The following is a 16,472-nucleotide window of genomic DNA, read 5'->3' as shown; positions in this document are numbered from 1 at the left end:
TCTGGCGCAGGCGCTCGAGGATTTGGAGCGTAACACAACCTTGCGGGACGAAGGATCAAGCGCGGTACGTCTGGCTGAGATCGAGCGCCTGGAAAACCTCGTCGCCGAGCGTGAGGCACAGGTTGTCGCTGCAGAAGCCAAACGCGCAGCGGTCGAACAGCAAATCGAAGAGCTGATCCCGGCGCAACTGGCCAGTGCCATCGCGCAACTGGACGCCGCACAGACCGAACTGGACAAAACAGTTATACTCGCCGGTGTCACCGGACGGGTTGAACAGTTTAGCTTGCAGGTCGGCGATTATGTCAGCCCGTTGCTGCGCCCCGCTGGTATCCTGGTGCCGTCCCATACCGGGCATGACCGTTTCCAAGCCGCGTTCAACCAGCTGTCGGCTCAGGTTATCAAACCCGGCATGATCGGTGAGTTGGGCTGTATGACCAAGCCGTTCACAGTCATACCAACGGTCGTGGTCGAAGTGCAGGATGTTATTCCTTCCGGCCAGATTCGCCCCTCGGACGAACTCAGGGATGTGCAGGCCAACAACAATCCCGGTTCGATTCTGGTGTATATGGAACCGCTGTACAAAGGAATGGCCGATGACATCCCTCCGGGCAGCAACTGTCTGGCCAATGTTTACACCGACAACCATGAGCGGTTGGAGCATGAGGATCTCGGTTTTTGGGAGGCCGCCTTCCTGCATGTGGTGGACACGATCGGTGTCGTCCACGCGGCCGGTCTGCGTTTGCGTCTGATCCTGATGCCGGTGAATACTCTGGTTCTGACCGGTCATTGATCCGGTTTCTGCAACCAAATTGCGAAGGGCCCGGCAGGTTTTGCCGGGCCCTTTGACTTTAAAGCGCTGCTTTGAACAGCTGCGTCAGGTTTTCTTTCGTCAACTCTATCGGGTTGCCCCCGCAAGAAGGATCAATGATCGCGCCTTCCACCAACTCGGGGATCGACGCTTCGGTGACGCCCAGGTCGGACAGGGTGCGTGGGATGCCGAGGCTGTCGTTGAATTCCTGCACAAAAGCGCGGAAGCCGTCAAAGCCACCATCAATGCCCAGATAAGCCGCTGCCTGCTGGAACCTGTCTGCGATGGCGGGGCCGTTGAACTCCAACACAGCGGGCATACAAACCGCGTTGGTGGTTCCGTGATGAGTGTTGAACACCGCACCAATCGGGTGGCTCATCGCATGAATTGCGCCCAGACCTTTCTGGAAGGCCGTCGCGCCCATGGCCGCTGCGCTCATCATCTGGGCGCGGGCTTCGATGTCGGTGCCATCCGCGTAGGCGCGCGGAAGGTATTCTTTCACCAGACACATTCCTTCCAACGCAATGCCCTGGCTCATCGGGTGATAATGCGGGCTGGAAAAGGCTTCAACGCAGTGCGCAAATGCGTCCAGACCGGTACCTGCGGTTATGAATTTCGGCATCCCCACGGTAAGCTCCGGATCGCAGATCACGACGGTCGGCAGCACTTTGGGATGGAAGATGATTTTCTTGGCGTGGGTTTCCGAGTTGGTGATGACGCTGGCACGCCCCACTTCTGATCCTGTCCCGGCGGTGGTCGGCACTGCAATGATCGGTGCGATCACGTCCGCGTCTGCACGAGTCCACCAGTCGCCGATATCCTCAAAATCCCATACCGGGCGCGTCTGGCCTGCCATGAAGGCAACCATCTTGCCAAGGTCCAGACCAGACCCCCCGCCAAAGGCGATCACCCCGTCATGGCCACCCGCGTTAAACGCTGCGACGCCCGCTTCAAGGTTCTTCTCGTTCGGGTTGGGATCTACGTCGCTGAACAGCCCTCGGCCCAAACCGGCAGCCTCCATAATCTCCAGTGTTGCAGAGGTAATCGGCAGGTCGGCCAAGCCCTTATCTGTGACCAGCAGAGGCTTTTTCATACCGGCCGCAGCGCAGGCTTCGGGCAGTTCCTTGATGCGCCCTGCTCCGAATTTTATGGCGGTCGGATAAGACCAGTTTCCAACAAGTGACATGTCAGGTTTCCTTTGTAATTTGTAACCTGCTCGGGCGAGGGGGTCAGACCCGAGCAGGCCGTCGCCCTTAGACCGTGACCTTCTTCAGGTGGTAGGATTTGGGACGGGTTAGATTGTGGTACCCAATAACCGAAAGGCCACCGCCGCGACCTGTGTTTTTGCACCCGGTCCAGCACAGGCCAGGGTCCAGATAATCCGCACGGTTCATGAATACCGTGCCAGTCTCGATCTGGTCGCCCACTCGCGCTGTGCGATCTACATCACGGGTCCAGAGGCTGGCGGTCAGGCCAAACTCGCTGTCATTCATCAGCGCGATAGCTTCGTCATCCGACGAGACCTTCATGATGCCCACAACCGGCCCAAAGCTTTCATCCCGCATCACGCGCATGTCATGGGTGACATTGGTCAGGATTTGCGGGGTCAGATAGGCGCCGCCATCGTCCTCAGGGAACGTCTCGATATGCGCAACCGCGCCTGCCTGAACCGCTTCGGCAATCTGCGCGCGCACTTCGTCAGCGAAACGCACATTGGCCATGGGGCCGATGGTCGTTTCAGCGTCCAGCGGGTTGCCCAGTTTATAACCTTTCACGATCTCCACCGCCTTGGCGACAAAATCATCGTAAAGGCTTTCGTGGACGTAAATCCGCTCGATCCCGCAACAACATTGGCCGGAATTGAACATCGCGCCATCAATCAACGTATCGACGGCGGCATTCAGATCGGCATCTTCCATGACATAGCCCGGATCCTTGCCGCCCAGTTCGGTGCCTACGCCAGTAAAGGTACCAGCCGCCGCGCGCTCCATCGCCTGGCCGCCACCGACCGAGCCGGTGAAGTTCACGAAGTCAAACGCATTGCCTGCGATCAGGTCATTTGTGACGTCATGGCTGAGGAACACGTTCTGGAACACATCTTCAGGCACACCGGCTGCATGGAAGGCTTGCGCCATCCTCTCACCGACCAGAAGGGTCTGCGTGGCATGTTTCAGGATCACCGTATTGCCCGCGATCAGTGCGGGCGCGACGGTGTTGATCGCTGTCATGTAGGGATAGTTCCAAGGCGCCACCACAAACACGACCCCATGCGGAATGCGCTTGATGTAACGTTTGAACGTTTCGTCCTCGCCCACCGCGATATCAGCCAGAGATACTTCTGCTATCTCCGCCATATGGCTGGCGCGTTCGTTGAAACCACCAAACTCGCCGCCGTAACGCACGGGACGGCCCATCATATGGGCCAGTTCGGGGACGATCTCGTCATTCATAGCGCCCACAGCCGCTACGCCAGCCATGACAAGATCAATCCGCTCCTGCAGCGGTCGCGCGGCCCAATCTGCCTGAGCGGCCCGCGCCCGGCCTGCAACCTCAAACGCGGCATCCCGAGACAACACGTCTCGTTCCGCAAAAACCGATCCATCAATCGGCGAGACACATTTCAACATCTGCCCCATCTTCACTCCATTTCCGAAAGAAACAGGATCCCTGCTTCATCTGGCCAAAAATACCTCGGGGGTCTGGGGGCAGGGCCCCCAGCCAGTACCCTACGCCCGCTCAAACCCGCGGGCGACTTCCCAATCGGTAACCACGCGATCGAACTCCTCGATCTCGACTTCCGCGGCACGTGTGTAATGATCGACCACATCGTCTCCCATGGCCGCCCGCAACATGGCCGAGCCGTGCAACGCATCCCGTGCGGCACGCAGGTTGCCTGGGATCATACCTGTATCGCCCTGATAAACGTCACCCGTGGTGGGCGGTTGCAGTTCCAACCCCTCTTCAATCCCCGCGATCCCGGCAGCCAGCATCCCGGCCATCGCCAGATAAGGGTTCATGTCCGACCCCGGGATCCGGCATTCCACCCGCACGGCTTTGGTACCGTCCCCGCACAGCCGGAAGCCGGCGGTACGATTGTCCACTGACCAGATGATCCGCGTTGGCGCGAAAGTGCCCTTCATGAAGCGTTTGTAGCTGTTGATGTAGGGGGCCATGAAATAGGTGTAGTCCGCGGCGTATTTCAACAAACCTGCCATGTAGCTCTTCATCAGAGCTGACATACCCAGGTCATCTGCTGCGTCATAAAACGCGGGTTTGCCTTCTGCCCAAAGCGATTGATGCACGTGGCTGGAACTGCCAACCTTCTCATGGTGCCATTTCGGCAGGAAAGTCGCGGCATGGCCGTGCTGCCAGGCGATCTCTTTCACGGCATTTTTGGCGATCGAATGATACTCGGCCGTGTCCATTGCAGGCGCATATTTGATGTTCAGCTCTTCCTGTCCGGTCTCGGCCTCGCCTTTTGAGTTTTCGACCGGAATACCTGCGTCCCACAAATGATTGCGGATCGGGCGCATCACGTGTTCTTCTTTGGTGGTTTGAAGAATGTGATAGTCCTCGTTGTAACCCGAGATTGGCTCCAGATCGCGGAAGCCTTCCTTGCGGATCTGGTCAAAGCTTTTTTCGAACAGGAAAAACTCAAGTTCAGTGGCGCACATGGCCTCGTAGCCCATGTCTTTCAGACGGTTCACCTGTTTTTTCAGAATCGAACGCGGTGCGTGCGGAACCTCTTGATGCGTGTGATGGTCCAACACATCGCACATCACCATGACTGTACCCTCAAGCCAGGGCACCGGGCGCAGGGTGCTCAGATCAGGCTTCATGACATAGTCGCCATAGCCGCGTTCCCAACTGGTCGACGCGTAACCGTCTGGCGTGGCCATCTCTAAATCGGTGGCCAACAGGTAGTTGCAGCAATGCGTCTCTTCCCATGCGCCCGCCACAAAGTGACCCGCATGAAAGCGCTTGCCCATCAATCGTCCCTGCATGTCGACCATGCAGACCAATACCGTATCCACCGTACCTTCAGAGACTTGCGTCTTCAGATGTTCGAACGTGAGCATGTGCCACCTTTTTCTTTGCCGAGTTCAACTTTCGGCCATTCGTCCTGATCGACCTGCCCCTGAGACGGGACAGGTCAAGTTTGCAGCTAATTAACCGTAGCGATAAGGCCGTCCAGCCTTGAGCATGTCGGCATTGTATTGCTTGAAGATTTCAACAACCTTCGCCTTCGTCTCGGACTCGGCTGCGATCTCATCCCAGAATGCAACGGCTGCTGCCTCGACAGTTGCCCATTCTTCATCGGGGATCGATGTCAGTTGCAGTTTGTCACCGTTGACACGCAAGCTGGCCTCGCCACCCCAATACCACCATTGGCGATAATAGTGCGACTGATCGGTACAGACGCGGAACAAGGTCTGCAGGTCTTCAGGCAGCTCATTCCAGCGATCCATATTGGCGAAGAATGAACCCGCCCATGCGCCCGAGATGTTGTTGGTCAGGAAGTAATTGGTCACATCCGCCCAGCCCACGGTGTAGTCTTCGGTGATCCCTGACCACGCGATACCGTCCAGCTCGCCGGTTTGAACCGCGACCTCGATGTCTTCCCATGGCAGAGTCACCGGCACGACGCCGAACTGCGACAGGAAGCGGCCCGCTGTCGGGAAGGTGAAGACACGCTTGCCCTGAAGGTCGGCAAGGCTGTTGATCGGGTCCTTCGTGGCGAAATGGCAGGGATCCCAGGCACCGGCCGAGATGTGCTTGACGCCAACTTTCGAGTATTCCTCGTCCCAGATTTCGTTCAGGCCGTATTGGTTAAATAGAACAGGCACGTCCAACGAATAGCGAGACGCAAACGGGAAGTAACCGCCGAATACGGTGACTTCGGTGGGCGAGGCCATCGAGTCGTCATCCGACTGCACCGCATCGATCGTACCGCGCTGCATGGCACGGAACAGCTCGCCTGTGGGTACCAGCTGGTCTGCATAGAACAGCTCAATCTGCATCCGATCACCGGCGATGGTGTTGAACATCTTGATGGCCGGATCGATCACGTGTTCGGCCAATGCCGGTCCTGCATAAGTCTGCATCCGCCATCTGATCGTTGATTGCGCCAGTGCAGGCGTCGCCAGTGCGGCTGCGGGCGCGGCTGCTGCGCCTTTCAGAAATGTACGTCTGTTTGTCATTCTCTCTCTCCGTTGGTCAGTTTCAGCAATGCGGGGGCTACCCGCGATGCCCCGGTTTGGTCCGGGATCATTTGTTGTAAACGTATTCTGGCAACCACAGCGCGATCTGCGGGAAGGTCATGATAATGGCCAGTGCAAGCGTCATCACCATCACGAAGGGCAGGATCGATCCGTAAATGTCACGCAGTGAGATCTCCGGTGGCGCCATTGCGCGCATCAGGAACAGGTTATAGCCGAAAGGCGGTGTCATATACGCGATCTGGGTCGTGATCGTGTACAGCACGCCATACCAGATCAGGTCGAAGCCCAATGCCCCCACCAGCGGCACGTATAGGGGGGCAACGATGACCAGCATGGCTGTGTCGTCCAGAAAAGTACCCATCAGGATAAAGCTGAGCTGCATGAAGATCAGGATCACCCAGGGGTTCAGGCCCAGACGTTCAGTAAACAAGTTCTCGATCGCGCGCACCGCGCCCAGCCCATCGAACACGGCGCCAAAGGCCAGCGCTGCCAGGATGATCCACATGAACATGCAGGTGATGCCCAGTGTCGAGCGCACCGAGGTTTCGAACACGTCGCGGGTCATCCGGCCCTTTAGCACCGCAGCGACGAACGCCGTCAATGCGCCGATGGCCGAACTTTCAACAAGCGAGGTCCAGCCGTTTACGAACGGCACCATCATTGCGGCAAATATGCCCAACGGCAGCAAACCTGCGCGAAGCAAGCGCAGTTTTTCCGCAATGGGAACATCACGTTCTTCTGCTGATAAAGCAGGCCCCAGCGCCGGATTAATCCGGCAGCGGATCACAATGTAAAGGATGAACATCGCCGCCATCATCAACCCGGGCAGCAACCCTGCCAGCCACAGCTGACCAACCGGCTGACGGGCGATCATCGCATAAAGCACCAAGACCACCGAAGGCGGTACAAGAATGCCCAGTGACGATCCGGCTTGTATCACCCCCGTCACCATCTTCTTGTCGTACCCACGTTTCAGCAATTCCGGCAGCGCAATCGTGGCACCAATAGCCATGCCTGCAACACTTAGACCGTTCATGGCCGAGATCAGAACCATCAGGCCAATTGTGCCGATGGCCAGACCACCGTTGAGCCCACCCATCCAGACGTGGAACATCTTGTACAAGTCGTCTGCGATTTTGGATTCGGCCAGCACATAGCCCATGAAGATGAACATCGGCAGCGTCAGCAGCGGGTACCATTTCATCAGCTTCATGGCGGCTGAAAAGCCAATATCGTACCCGCCACGATCACCCCAAAGAAACAGCGCAGCCATGACAGCGACAAAGCCAATCGCTCCAAAAACGCGCTGCCCTGTCAACAGCATCAGCATCATGGTCGAAAACATCAGGATGGCGATCATCTCGTATGACATCAGATCACCTCGCGCGGGATGTCATCGCCCTTGAGGCGCAGAATGTCTTTGAAGAGTTCCGAGATGGCCTGAAGCAACATCAGGAACAGCCCCACGACCATGATCACCTTGATTGGCCACAGGTAAGGACGCCACGCCGTTGGGCTGCGCTCGCCATATTGCAGCGAATAACTCAGCGAGTCGAAGCCGCCATAGATCATCACACCCAGATAGACGATCAGGAAGAACACCGTGATCGCATCGGTCCAGGCCCGTCGACGGTTGGACCATTCGCTATACAGCAGGTCCATTCGGACGTTCGATCCCATCTGAATGGAATAGGGACCGCCGAGCACATAATAGGCCACCATCGCAAACTGGGCCATTTCAAGAGTCCAGAGAGACGGCAAAAAGAACGTCTTCGAGATCGAGGACCAGAGCAGAATGCCCATCATGACGAATATGCCATACATGACCACTCGCCCGATCCAACGGTTCGCACGATCAATGACCGCCACATATCCCCGCATGAATTTCATTGAGATACTGCCTCTGTCATGCTGTGGCCTCGGTGTTTGACAAGGCAGAAATGACGGATTGCAGGATCGGCGTGAGCAGCCCTGCCATACGATTCACACCCGCAGGAGTGTCGATTAGGTCATTGCGCACCTCGATCATCACATTGGGCAATCCGCGTTTGATCGCGTGTTCCTGCAATGTATGTGTGACGCCGTCGGTGGCCGAGTAGGGTTCGTTCAGCGCGACCTTCAGCCCGGTGTCTTGCGCCTCTTGCAACATTATCCAGGCCGCGCGGTCGTCTTTGTCATGCAAAATACCCAGCTCAACCATGCGCCTCTGTCCCTTGTAGATCGGGGTAAAGCTGTGGATCGTGATGACCACCGGCGGCTCGTTTTTTGCGTCCAGGGTGGAGGACAACAGGTGTCGGAAAGGTTCATATACGTCCCGTACGCGTTGGGCGCGCTGGGCTGCTGTCAGGTTCATGTTGCCGGGTACCGCAAACACTTCGCTGAGCTGCGGCATGGCGTCTTCACGTTCCGGCGGGCGGTTACAGTCATAAACAAGACGACTGACGCGAGAATGGACCAAAGGCGCGTCCAGCGCCCCCATCAACTCAACAGAAAGCTCCATTGCGCCAATATCCCATGCGGCATGGGACCGGGCCGCATCCTCATCCAGACCCAGGCCGTGCAAAGCGGCGGGGATGAACCGGCTGGCATGTTCGCACACCAAAACCGCATGGGCGCTGCCGCGTGCATTGAGCAGGCGTGCAGCCGGAGCCTCGATGGTTTGCAGCAATGATGACTCGGAATCGTGATGCATAGGTAGCATTTGTTACAGCAGTTTCCCAACTGTCAAGAAAATTACTGTAGACAAAATTACAGGCAGGAATATTCTGTAACAAACTTAAGAAACGAGGGTGCCGATGGCCACCGTTGTGAAGCTCGTTAAACAGCGCATTCAAGATGAACTGGATGATCTGACCCGATCAGAGCGCCAGTTGGCGTCTATCCTGTTGCAGGATTATCCGATGGCTGGACTGCAATCGATCACCAAGCTGGCTGCGGCTGCGCAGGTCTCGACCCCAACCGTTATCCGTATGGCCCGCAAGCTTGGGTTCGATGGGTTTCCGGACCTGCAGGATGCGCTGCGCGAGGAAGTGGCCGCGCAGATCAAGAAACCGATCTCGAAACGGGATGCCTGGGTCGTCGACGACGAGGCCGAACACCCGACAACGCGCTTTGCGCAGGCCGTCTGGACAAATATGCGCCACACGCTGGAGCGTCTGGACAAAGAGATGTTCGACGCTGTGGCCCAATTGCTCGCTGAAACGGACCGGCACCTTTACGTGGTAGGGGGCCGCATCACGCGATCCAACGCGGATTACCTGTTCAATCACATGCAGATCATCCGACCCAATGTGACCATGCTGGGCAATTCAGCCAATGTTTGGCCGCAGTACCTTTTGGACATGGACGCGTCCTCGGTCCTGGTGATCTTTGACATTCGGCGGTACGAGGCGCATCTCGAAAAACTGGCGCAGGTTGCTTCGAGCCGGGGCGTGACAGTTGTACTGTTCACTGACCAGTGGGGCTCACCTATCGGCAAGACCGCCAATTACACCTTCCACGCCTTGGTCGAGGCTCCTTCAAGCTGGGATTCGACGATAGCACTGCAACTGATTTCAGAAACTCTGATTGCCGAAGTGCAGGAAGCCCGGTGGGAGGAAAGTAAGGAACGGATTGAAGAGCTGGAGCAGTTTTTTTCGTCAACCCGGATATTTCGAAATCAGGATTGAACGGTCGAATCTGATTAAGCGCTTTGGTGCAAAAATGGTGGCACAAAATTTGCCACTTCCTGCTTGACGCGCACCTGTGCATGACTTAACCAACGCAAACCATTTGCGGGTATAGCTTAATGGTAAAGCCCCTGCCTTCCAAGCAGGCTATGTCGGTTCGATTCCGTCTACCCGCTCCAATTCCCTTACTTTTCTGCGTCAAATGGCCCTTTCGAGTGGCTGATCCATGTCGTGATGCTTGACCAGAAGGGCGGCTGCGGCCAAGAAAGCGGTCACTTTCTAGCGTTCAATCCATAAGGGCCCGACATGGCAAGACAGACCGCCAACAAACCAGCTCCAGCCGCTGCCCCCGGTGCCAGCGAAGAGCGGGCCCGTTCAAAGAAAATCGGAGTGCTGGCCTCGCTCTGGCCTTTCATGAAACCCTACAAGCTGTTGATGATTGGCGCGACGCTGGCGTTGATTCTGACTGCGGGCATGACGCTGACCCTGCCACTGGCAGTGCGGCGCGTGATTGACAACTTCCGCATTCAGGATGGCGAATTGCTGGATTGGTATTTCCTGGCGGCACTGGGTATTGCCGCTGTTCTGGCTGTGGGCACCGGTATCCGGTATGCACTGGTCACGCGACTGGGCGAACGTGTGGTGGCCGATATTCGCAAGGCCGTGTTCGATCGCGTGATCGCGATGAGCCCTGAATTCTATGAACGCATCATGACCGGCGAAGTGCTCAGCCGGATCACAACAGACACTACCCTGATCCAATCGGTGCTCGGGTCTTCGGTGTCGATCGCGTTGCGCAACATGCTGATGTTCTTCGGTGGGCTGGTTTTGATGCTGCTGACCTCGGCCAAATTGACCGGGCTGGTGCTTTTGTTGATCCCGATTGTCATTGTTCCGATTCTGGTTCTGGGCCGTCGTTTGCGCGTGATCAGTCGCGAAAATCAGGATTGGATCGCAGCCTCGTCCGGAAACGCAGGCGAGGCGTTGGGCGCTGTTCAGACGGTGCAGGCCTTTACCCATGAACAGGAAAGCCGCAAGCAATTCGGAGAGATGACCGAAACCTCGTATGTGGTCTCGTTGCGCCGCATTCAGACCCGCGCGGTCCTGACGGTCATCGTGATTTTCCTGGTCTTTTCGGGCATCGTCGGTGTCCTTTGGATGGGTGCCAATGACGTGCGAAACGGTGTGATGACCGAAGGCGTTCTGGTTCAGTTCGTGATCTATTCGATCATCATGGCCGGCTCGGTTGCCGCCCTGTCCGAAATCTGGAGCGAACTTCAGCGTGCCGCCGGGGCGACCGAGCGTCTGGTCGAACTTCTGAATGCCCAAGACACCGTGTCCGATCCCATAGGGCCTGTAACTCTGCCCCAAGACGTTCGGGGCGAAATCCGGTTCGAAGATGTCAGCTTCCGCTATCCATCGCGCCCCGATACCGTCGCATTGGATCATCTGTCGCTTCAGGTTAATCCGGGCGAAACCGTCGCGTTTGTCGGGCCGTCAGGTGCGGGCAAGACAACCGTCATTCAATTGATCCAGCGCTTCTACGATCCTAATTCAGGCCGCGTCACGCTGGACGGCCATGACCTCAAAAGCCTGGATCGGGCTGACTTCCGCACCCATATGGCGCTGGTCCCACAAGACCCGGTGATCTTTGCTGCATCAGCCCGAGACAACATCCGTTTTGGTCGTTTGGACGCCTCAGATGCCGAGGTTGAAGCCGCCGCCCGCGCGGCAGCTGCACATGAGTTTATCGCCGCGTTGCCAGACGGTTATGACAGCTTTGTCGGTGAACGCGGGGTGATGCTGTCCGGCGGGCAAAAACAACGCATTGCCATCGCCCGTGCAATACTACGAGACGCGCCGGTTCTGCTGCTGGACGAGGCGACATCGGCTTTGGACGCGGAAAGCGAACGTGCCGTACAAGGCGCGGTGGATCAGATGCGCGCCGGGCGCACGACGCTGATCGTCGCGCACCGATTGGCAACCGTGAAAAAAGCCGACCGCATCGTCGTGCTGGAAGACGGCCGTATCGTGGCGCAGGGCAGCCATGATGATCTGGTGTCTCAGGACGGGCTTTATGCACGTCTGGCCCGGTTGCAATTCACCGATGGTGTTGCTGCAGAATAAGGGTGACGCGCGGGCATTTTCCCATTCGCCGTAGCGTCATTCTACATTTTACCCGTTGTCACAGCTAAGCCCTCGCTTGCGCGTGGTCAGTTTTGATCCCATCTTGGAGGCGAACAACAAGCCCGCGCGAAACGCGGGAGATCATACGGGAGGAACCACATGGCCTTTGTGGGATTGGAAGACAAAAAGCGCATGGAAGAGGAAATGGCGTGGGAGGATCGGGATTTGCCCGTCACGCTCCATCAGCTCTTGTCGCGCACGGCACAGAATTTTCCCAACCACAATGCCATCAGTTTTCAACTGTTGTCGGGGCCATCCGACAAGGCCGAGACCCTGACCTGGTCGCAATTACAGGGCAAGGTTAATCAGGCGGCAAACCTCTTCCGTTCGCTGGGTGTGGGCGAAAAGGATGTAGTGGCCTATGTGCTGCCCAACTGTAACGAGACACTGGTTACGATGATGGGCGGCGCGATTGCGGGGATCGTGAACCCCATCAATCCGCTGCTTGAGCCTGAACAGATTGCTGCCATTCTGCGTGAGACCGGCGCAAAGGTTGTAGTAACGCTGAAATCTTTCCCGAAAACGGATGTGGCCCAGAAAGTGGAGGAGGCTGTTCGCCATGCCCCCAAGGTCAACACTATTCTGGAAATTGACCTGAACCGTTACCTGACACCACCCAAATCCTGGCTGGTGCCTTTCCTGCGGCCCAAGATGGGCGACAAAGAAAAACTCGCCCATGCGAACTATAAGAACTTCAACAAAGAGCTGGCCAAGCAGCCGACGACGCTGACGTTTGAAGACAGCAAGGAAGACCGCGTTGCGTGTTACTTCCACACCGGCGGCACGACGGGTATGCCGAAAGTGGCGCAGCACAAGTATTCCGGCCTCGTCTATAATGGTTGGCTTGGCCATACGCTGCTGTTTGACGAAAACGACGTCATCATGTGCCCGCTGCCGATGTTCCATGTCTTTGCGGTGCACGTGATCATGATGGCGGCCGTGTCCTCGGGCGCGCATGTGATCTTCCCGACACCAGCCGGGTATCGTGGCGACGGCGTTTTCGACAATTTCTGGAAGCTGATCGAACGCTGGAAGGTGAGCTTTATCATCACTGTGCCCACCGCTATCTCGGCCAAGATGCAGCGTCCGGTCGATGCCGATATCTCAAGCGTGAAAACGGCCTTCTCGGGCTCGGCCCCGTTGCCGGTTGAGTTGTTCCGTCGCTTTGAAGAAGCCACGGGCGTCACCATTGTTGAAGGCTATGGCCTGACCGAGGCTACCTGTCTGGTGTCTTGCAACCCTGTGGACGGTGAGAAAAAGATCGGCTCGATCGGTATTCCATTCCCTTATACGGACGTGAAAATCCTACAGGACGGGCCGGATGGACCAACGGAATGCGGTACGGATCAAATTGGTGAAATCTGTATTTCAAACCCCGGAGTCTATGCAGGCAACACCTACACCGAGGCCGACAAGAACGTCGATCTCTACCACTTTGACAAGTACCTGCGTACGGGTGATCTGGGGCGGTTTGACGAAGACGGCTATCTGTGGATCACAGGTCGCGCCAAAGATCTGATCATTCGCGGCGGCCATAACATTGACCCGGCCGAGATCGAAGAAGCGCTGTTGGGCCATGAAGCTGTTGCGTTTGCCGGTGCCATTGGTCAACCAGACGCGCATTCCGGCGAGGTTCCATGTGCGTTTGTCGAACTGGTCGACGGGGCGTCGGTCACGGAAAAAGAGCTTATGGACTACTGCAAGGTTCATGTGCATGAACGTGCGGCGCAGCCCAAGCATATGACCATTCTGGACGAACTCCCAAAAACTGCGGTGGGCAAAGTCTTTAAGCCCGATCTGCGCAAGCACGCCATCACACGTATCTATAACGGTGCGCTTGAGGCAGCCGAAGTACCGGCACGTGTTGTTTCGGTGATCGACGATAAAAAGCGCGGCCTTGTCGCGCAGCTTGACGCGAATGGATCTTCGGAAGACGATGTCTCAAAAGTGCTGGGCGCATATACCCGGCCGTGGGAATGGTCTGAGTAAGCCGGAGGGACAATGGACTATGAACGCCTGATTGACGAGGAAACCTGGGCGTTCATACGTCGCACGGCTGAAAGCTATCCCGATGATGCAGTTGATCTTTCAATTCAGGATCAGCGTCGCGTCTATGACACCATGTGTCAGGATTTCCGACAACCTCGCCCGGCGGGTGTAGAAACACAGGATCAGGCGGCTGATGGCGTTCCGGTCCGTATCTACACCGCCGGGCAACCCACCCGAACCATCGTCTATTTCCATGGCGGTGGGTTCGTTGTGGGTGGGTTGGACAGCCATGACGATGTCTGCGCCGAACTGTGCGCCCAGACAGGGTATCGTGTTGTTTCGGTTGACTACCGGTTGTGCCCGGAACACGTGCATCCCGCGCAGTTCGATGACTGTTGGACGGCGGTGAATTGGGCAGCGAGTGAATATGGCGACCCGCTGATTCTGGCCGGAGACAGTGCCGGCGGGAACCTTGCCGCAGCAGTGGCCCATCACGCGCGCGGGCGATTGGACGGCATCTTAGGGCAAGTGCTGATCTATCCCGGGCTTGGTGGCGACCGTAGTCAGGGTTCGTACCTTGAACACGCCCATGCGCCATTGCTGACATTGGACGATATCAAATTCTATGAGACTGTCCGATGTTCAGGCGATCAGCCACAGAACGACCCGACCTATGCGCCCTTGCAGGACAGCGACTTTTCGAACCTGCCACCGACTGTGGTTGTGACGGCCGATTGTGACCCATTGCGAGACGATGGGCTGAACTACTGTCAGCATGTTACCGCAGCAGGGGGCCAGGCCCATTGGATCAACGAGCCCGGCCTTGTGCACGGCTATCTGCGGGCACGGACCTCGGTAAAACGCGCTGCAGAAAGCTTCGAACGCATCTCGGTCGCTGTCGAAGCCCTGGGGCAAGGGATCTGGTCTTACGACTAAGAATTATCTTGGTGTAAAGACGCATTTGCCTTATCGCAGAAACACTTCGCCTTTCATTGTCTCTGCAATGGGGGCGCCCATTCGGCTCAGGATCGTCGGCGCCAATTGCAACTGGCTGATGACGGTCTCTGCGTCAGGCCCTTCTGCTTCGCCGAAGTAATACAGCGCCGTTTCCTGTTGCAACGGGCCACGACCGCCGTGATGGCCGCGTTCGTCCTGCCCGTGATCGGCGGTGACGATCACATCATATCCCAGCTGACGCCAGCGGGGGATGAAAGGGGCCAGCATCTCGTCGGCGACAAAGCAAGCGTGATCCATTTCTTCGCAATCGTGGAAGAAACGGTGGCCCATGCTGTCCAGCGTGCAGGTGTGCAGGATGCCATAATCCAGCCCGAAGCGCAGGCACAGATTGGTGAGTGTCCCATACAGGTCCACGTCGGATGGCGTCATCTGATTGTCTTTGCCATATCCCGTCATGCTGTGGAAACGGCCATGGTTGATCGTCTGGCTTTCGGGCTCGTCGTATTCGATGTCCCGGACATAGTCGAACGGGTGGCGATTGAAGAACTGGGACCAGTAGCTATGCGTTACTGCTCCGGTTACGCCGCCACCTTCGCGAACCTGACTGAAAACGTCCTTTTGGCTCAAACGAAAGACGTTGCCGTTGCCGGTGCAGCCATGTTCCTGCGGTGTCACACCTGTGTGGATTGACGCATAGCAACTGGCCGACGTCGAAGGCAGCACGGCCCGCAACTTCCAAACCCTTGCGTCGCCGCTGTCGACCCAGCCTTCCAGATTGCCAAACAAACGACGAAAATTGCGGTAGGGGACGCCGTCCAGAATGATGAGCAGAAGTTTGCGGTCCATGCCCGAGCCTTTCAGTAAATTCTTCAGCCGAGCCTAGGAGATTCGCGGCCCAAAACGCGACTGTTCACGCCCCCAATAGCAAAATCCCGACACCTGTCATCTGACAAAGCGCCGGGATTTTCAGATTTCATGGAACTGTCACAAGCGTGGATCAGTTCCCTGCGCTCTCCATCTTGCGATGGGCGACAACCTCTTCCAGCCAGCCCAGATGCATTTCGGGCACCGAGCTGAGCAGAAGGTCGGTATAGTCGTCAAACGGCGGGCTCAGCACCTGCGATTTAGGCCCGTAGCGGACCACGCGCCCCTGATACATAACCGCGATGCTGTCGCTGATCGCGCGGACCGTCGCCAGATCGTGAGTGATGAACAGATAGGCCACGTTCTCGATCTTTTGCAGGTCCAGCAGCAGCTTGAGAATGCCATCCGCCACCAGAGGGTCGAGCGCAGACGTCACCTCATCACAGATGATCATCTTGGGCTTTGCCGCCAGTGACCGGGCGATGCAGACACGCTGTTTCTGACCACCGGACAGCTCGGCTGGATAACGATCGATGAACTTTTCGCCCAATTCGATCTCGTCCAGCAGTTCGATGACCCGCTTGCGTTTTTCCGCACCCCGCATGTTGAAGTAGAACTCCAACGGGCGGCCGATGATGGTTCCAACGGTCTGACGCGGGTTCATCGCCACGTCGGCCATCTGGTAGATCATCTGCAACTCGCGCAGGTCTTCGCGGGTTCGGCCTTTGAGGTCTGGCGAGAGTTTGCGCCCGGCAAAGGTGATTTCACCGTCACGAG

General features: G+C 57.1%; 14 protein-coding genes and 1 tRNA gene. 6 read left to right on the top strand and 9 right to left on the bottom strand.

All coding sequences use genetic code 11. The features are described from left to right. Positions 1–790: HlyD family secretion protein (locus tag AC2FNU_RS19050; RefSeq protein WP_496791620.1), on the top strand; the 790-nt coding region annotated here is incomplete at its 5' end. Positions 791–848: 58 nt separating this feature from the next. On the opposite strand, the gene AC2FNU_RS19045 is transcribed toward AC2FNU_RS19050, so the two are convergent. The 7 genes from AC2FNU_RS19045 to AC2FNU_RS19015 all read right to left on the bottom strand — a co-directional run bounded on the left by AC2FNU_RS19045 (position 849) and on the right by AC2FNU_RS19015 (position 8,722). Beyond that, the gene (locus AC2FNU_RS19045; protein ID WP_496791619.1) at positions 849–1,994 is read right to left on the bottom strand and encodes an iron-containing alcohol dehydrogenase; all 1,146 of its coding nucleotides are present in this window, start codon (positions 1,992–1,994) and stop codon (positions 849–851) included. A 67-nt stretch (positions 1,995–2,061) separates the two neighbouring features. Then, a complete protein-coding gene (locus AC2FNU_RS19040) occupies positions 2,062–3,444 on the bottom strand; it encodes an aldehyde dehydrogenase family protein (protein WP_496791618.1) in 1,383 nt (460 codons plus the stop codon). Positions 3,445–3,534: 90 nt separating this feature from the next. Continuing rightward, positions 3,535–4,887, bottom strand: a complete 1,353-nt coding sequence (locus tag AC2FNU_RS19035) for a glutamine synthetase family protein (protein ID WP_496791617.1) — start codon at positions 4,885–4,887, stop codon at positions 3,535–3,537. Positions 4,888–4,977: 90 nt separating this feature from the next. Next, on the bottom strand, positions 4,978–6,009 hold the full coding sequence (locus AC2FNU_RS19030) for a TRAP transporter substrate-binding protein (protein WP_496791616.1): 1,032 nt from the start codon (positions 6,007–6,009) through the stop codon (positions 4,978–4,980). A gap of 67 nt (positions 6,010–6,076) precedes the next feature. Beyond that, the gene (locus AC2FNU_RS19025; RefSeq protein ID WP_496791615.1) at positions 6,077–7,402 is read right to left on the bottom strand and encodes a TRAP transporter large permease; all 1,326 of its coding nucleotides are present in this window, start codon (positions 7,400–7,402) and stop codon (positions 6,077–6,079) included. Then, positions 7,402–7,920 carry a TRAP transporter small permease subunit gene (locus AC2FNU_RS19020; protein ID WP_496791614.1) on the bottom strand — a complete coding sequence of 173 codons (519 nt, stop codon included), beginning with the start codon at positions 7,918–7,920 and terminating at the stop codon, positions 7,402–7,404. Before AC2FNU_RS19020 ends, AC2FNU_RS19025 begins: the two co-directional genes overlap by 1 nt. 16 nt (positions 7,921–7,936) lie before the next feature. Further along, complete coding sequence (locus AC2FNU_RS19015; RefSeq protein ID WP_496791613.1) at positions 7,937–8,722, bottom strand: N-formylglutamate amidohydrolase; 786 nt, start codon at positions 8,720–8,722, stop codon at positions 7,937–7,939. Between the two features lie 103 nt (positions 8,723–8,825). On the opposite strand from AC2FNU_RS19015, the gene AC2FNU_RS19010 reads away from it, so the two are divergent. The 5 genes from AC2FNU_RS19010 to AC2FNU_RS18990 all read left to right on the top strand — a co-directional run bounded on the left by AC2FNU_RS19010 (position 8,826) and on the right by AC2FNU_RS18990 (position 14,810). After that, positions 8,826–9,698, top strand: a complete 873-nt coding sequence (locus AC2FNU_RS19010; RefSeq protein WP_496791612.1) for a MurR/RpiR family transcriptional regulator — start codon at positions 8,826–8,828, stop codon at positions 9,696–9,698. 105 nt (positions 9,699–9,803) lie between these two features. Beyond that, positions 9,804–9,877 (top strand) — tRNA-Gly (locus AC2FNU_RS19005). Between the two features lie 127 nt (positions 9,878–10,004). Then, positions 10,005–11,825 (top strand): ABC transporter transmembrane domain-containing protein, encoded by a 1,821-nt coding sequence (locus tag AC2FNU_RS19000; protein WP_496791611.1) that lies wholly within the window; start codon positions 10,005–10,007, stop codon positions 11,823–11,825. Between the two features lie 159 nt (positions 11,826–11,984). Continuing rightward, positions 11,985–13,874, top strand: coding sequence for an acyl-CoA synthetase (locus tag AC2FNU_RS18995; protein WP_496791610.1), 1,890 nt, complete (start codon positions 11,985–11,987; stop codon positions 13,872–13,874). 12 nt (positions 13,875–13,886) lie between these two features. After that, positions 13,887–14,810, top strand: a complete 924-nt coding sequence (locus tag AC2FNU_RS18990) for an alpha/beta hydrolase (protein WP_496791609.1) — start codon at positions 13,887–13,889, stop codon at positions 14,808–14,810. A 30-nt stretch (positions 14,811–14,840) separates the two neighbouring features. Here the strand turns inward: AC2FNU_RS18990 and AC2FNU_RS18985 are convergent, their stop codons facing one another. Both AC2FNU_RS18985 and AC2FNU_RS18980 read right to left on the bottom strand, forming a co-directional pair. After that, complete coding sequence (locus tag AC2FNU_RS18985; protein WP_496791608.1) at positions 14,841–15,677, bottom strand: alkaline phosphatase family protein; 837 nt, start codon at positions 15,675–15,677, stop codon at positions 14,841–14,843. A gap of 151 nt (positions 15,678–15,828) precedes the next feature. Then, positions 15,829–16,472, bottom strand: a 644-nt coding sequence (locus AC2FNU_RS18980) for an ABC transporter ATP-binding protein (protein WP_496791607.1), incomplete at its 5' end; no start/stop codon positions are given.

Source organism: Ruegeria sp. BHSB064, from assembly GCF_059613205.1.
The sequence above is the reverse complement of the archived record's forward strand: the minus strand, read 5'-3'. Positions and strand labels throughout refer to the sequence as shown.

What these genes read in the sequence shown, in the direction of transcription:
- AC2FNU_RS19045 (WP_496791619.1), bottom strand. Translation starts at nt 1,994, where the DNA reads ATGTCACTTGTTGGAAACTGGTCTTATCCGACCGCCATAAAATTCGGA.
- AC2FNU_RS19040 (WP_496791618.1), bottom strand. Translation starts at nt 3,444, where the DNA reads ATGGGGCAGATGTTGAAATGTGTCTCGCCGATTGATGGATCGGTTTTT.
- AC2FNU_RS19035 (WP_496791617.1), bottom strand. Translation starts at nt 4,887, where the DNA reads ATGCTCACGTTCGAACATCTGAAGACGCAAGTCTCTGAAGGTACGGTG.
- AC2FNU_RS19030 (WP_496791616.1), bottom strand. Translation starts at nt 6,009, where the DNA reads ATGACAAACAGACGTACATTTCTGAAAGGCGCAGCAGCCGCGCCCGCA.
- AC2FNU_RS19025 (WP_496791615.1), bottom strand. Translation starts at nt 7,402, where the DNA reads ATGTCATACGAGATGATCGCCATCCTGATGTTTTCGACCATGATGCTG.
- AC2FNU_RS19020 (WP_496791614.1), bottom strand. Translation starts at nt 7,920, where the DNA reads ATGAAATTCATGCGGGGATATGTGGCGGTCATTGATCGTGCGAACCGT.
- AC2FNU_RS19015 (WP_496791613.1), bottom strand. Translation starts at nt 8,722, where the DNA reads ATGCATCACGATTCCGAGTCATCATTGCTGCAAACCATCGAGGCTCCG.
- AC2FNU_RS19010 (WP_496791612.1), top strand. Translation starts at nt 8,826, where the DNA reads ATGGCCACCGTTGTGAAGCTCGTTAAACAGCGCATTCAAGATGAACTG.
- AC2FNU_RS19000 (WP_496791611.1), top strand. Translation starts at nt 10,005, where the DNA reads ATGGCAAGACAGACCGCCAACAAACCAGCTCCAGCCGCTGCCCCCGGT.
- AC2FNU_RS18995 (WP_496791610.1), top strand. Translation starts at nt 11,985, where the DNA reads ATGGCCTTTGTGGGATTGGAAGACAAAAAGCGCATGGAAGAGGAAATG.
- AC2FNU_RS18990 (WP_496791609.1), top strand. Translation starts at nt 13,887, where the DNA reads ATGGACTATGAACGCCTGATTGACGAGGAAACCTGGGCGTTCATACGT.
- AC2FNU_RS18985 (WP_496791608.1), bottom strand. Translation starts at nt 15,677, where the DNA reads ATGGACCGCAAACTTCTGCTCATCATTCTGGACGGCGTCCCCTACCGC.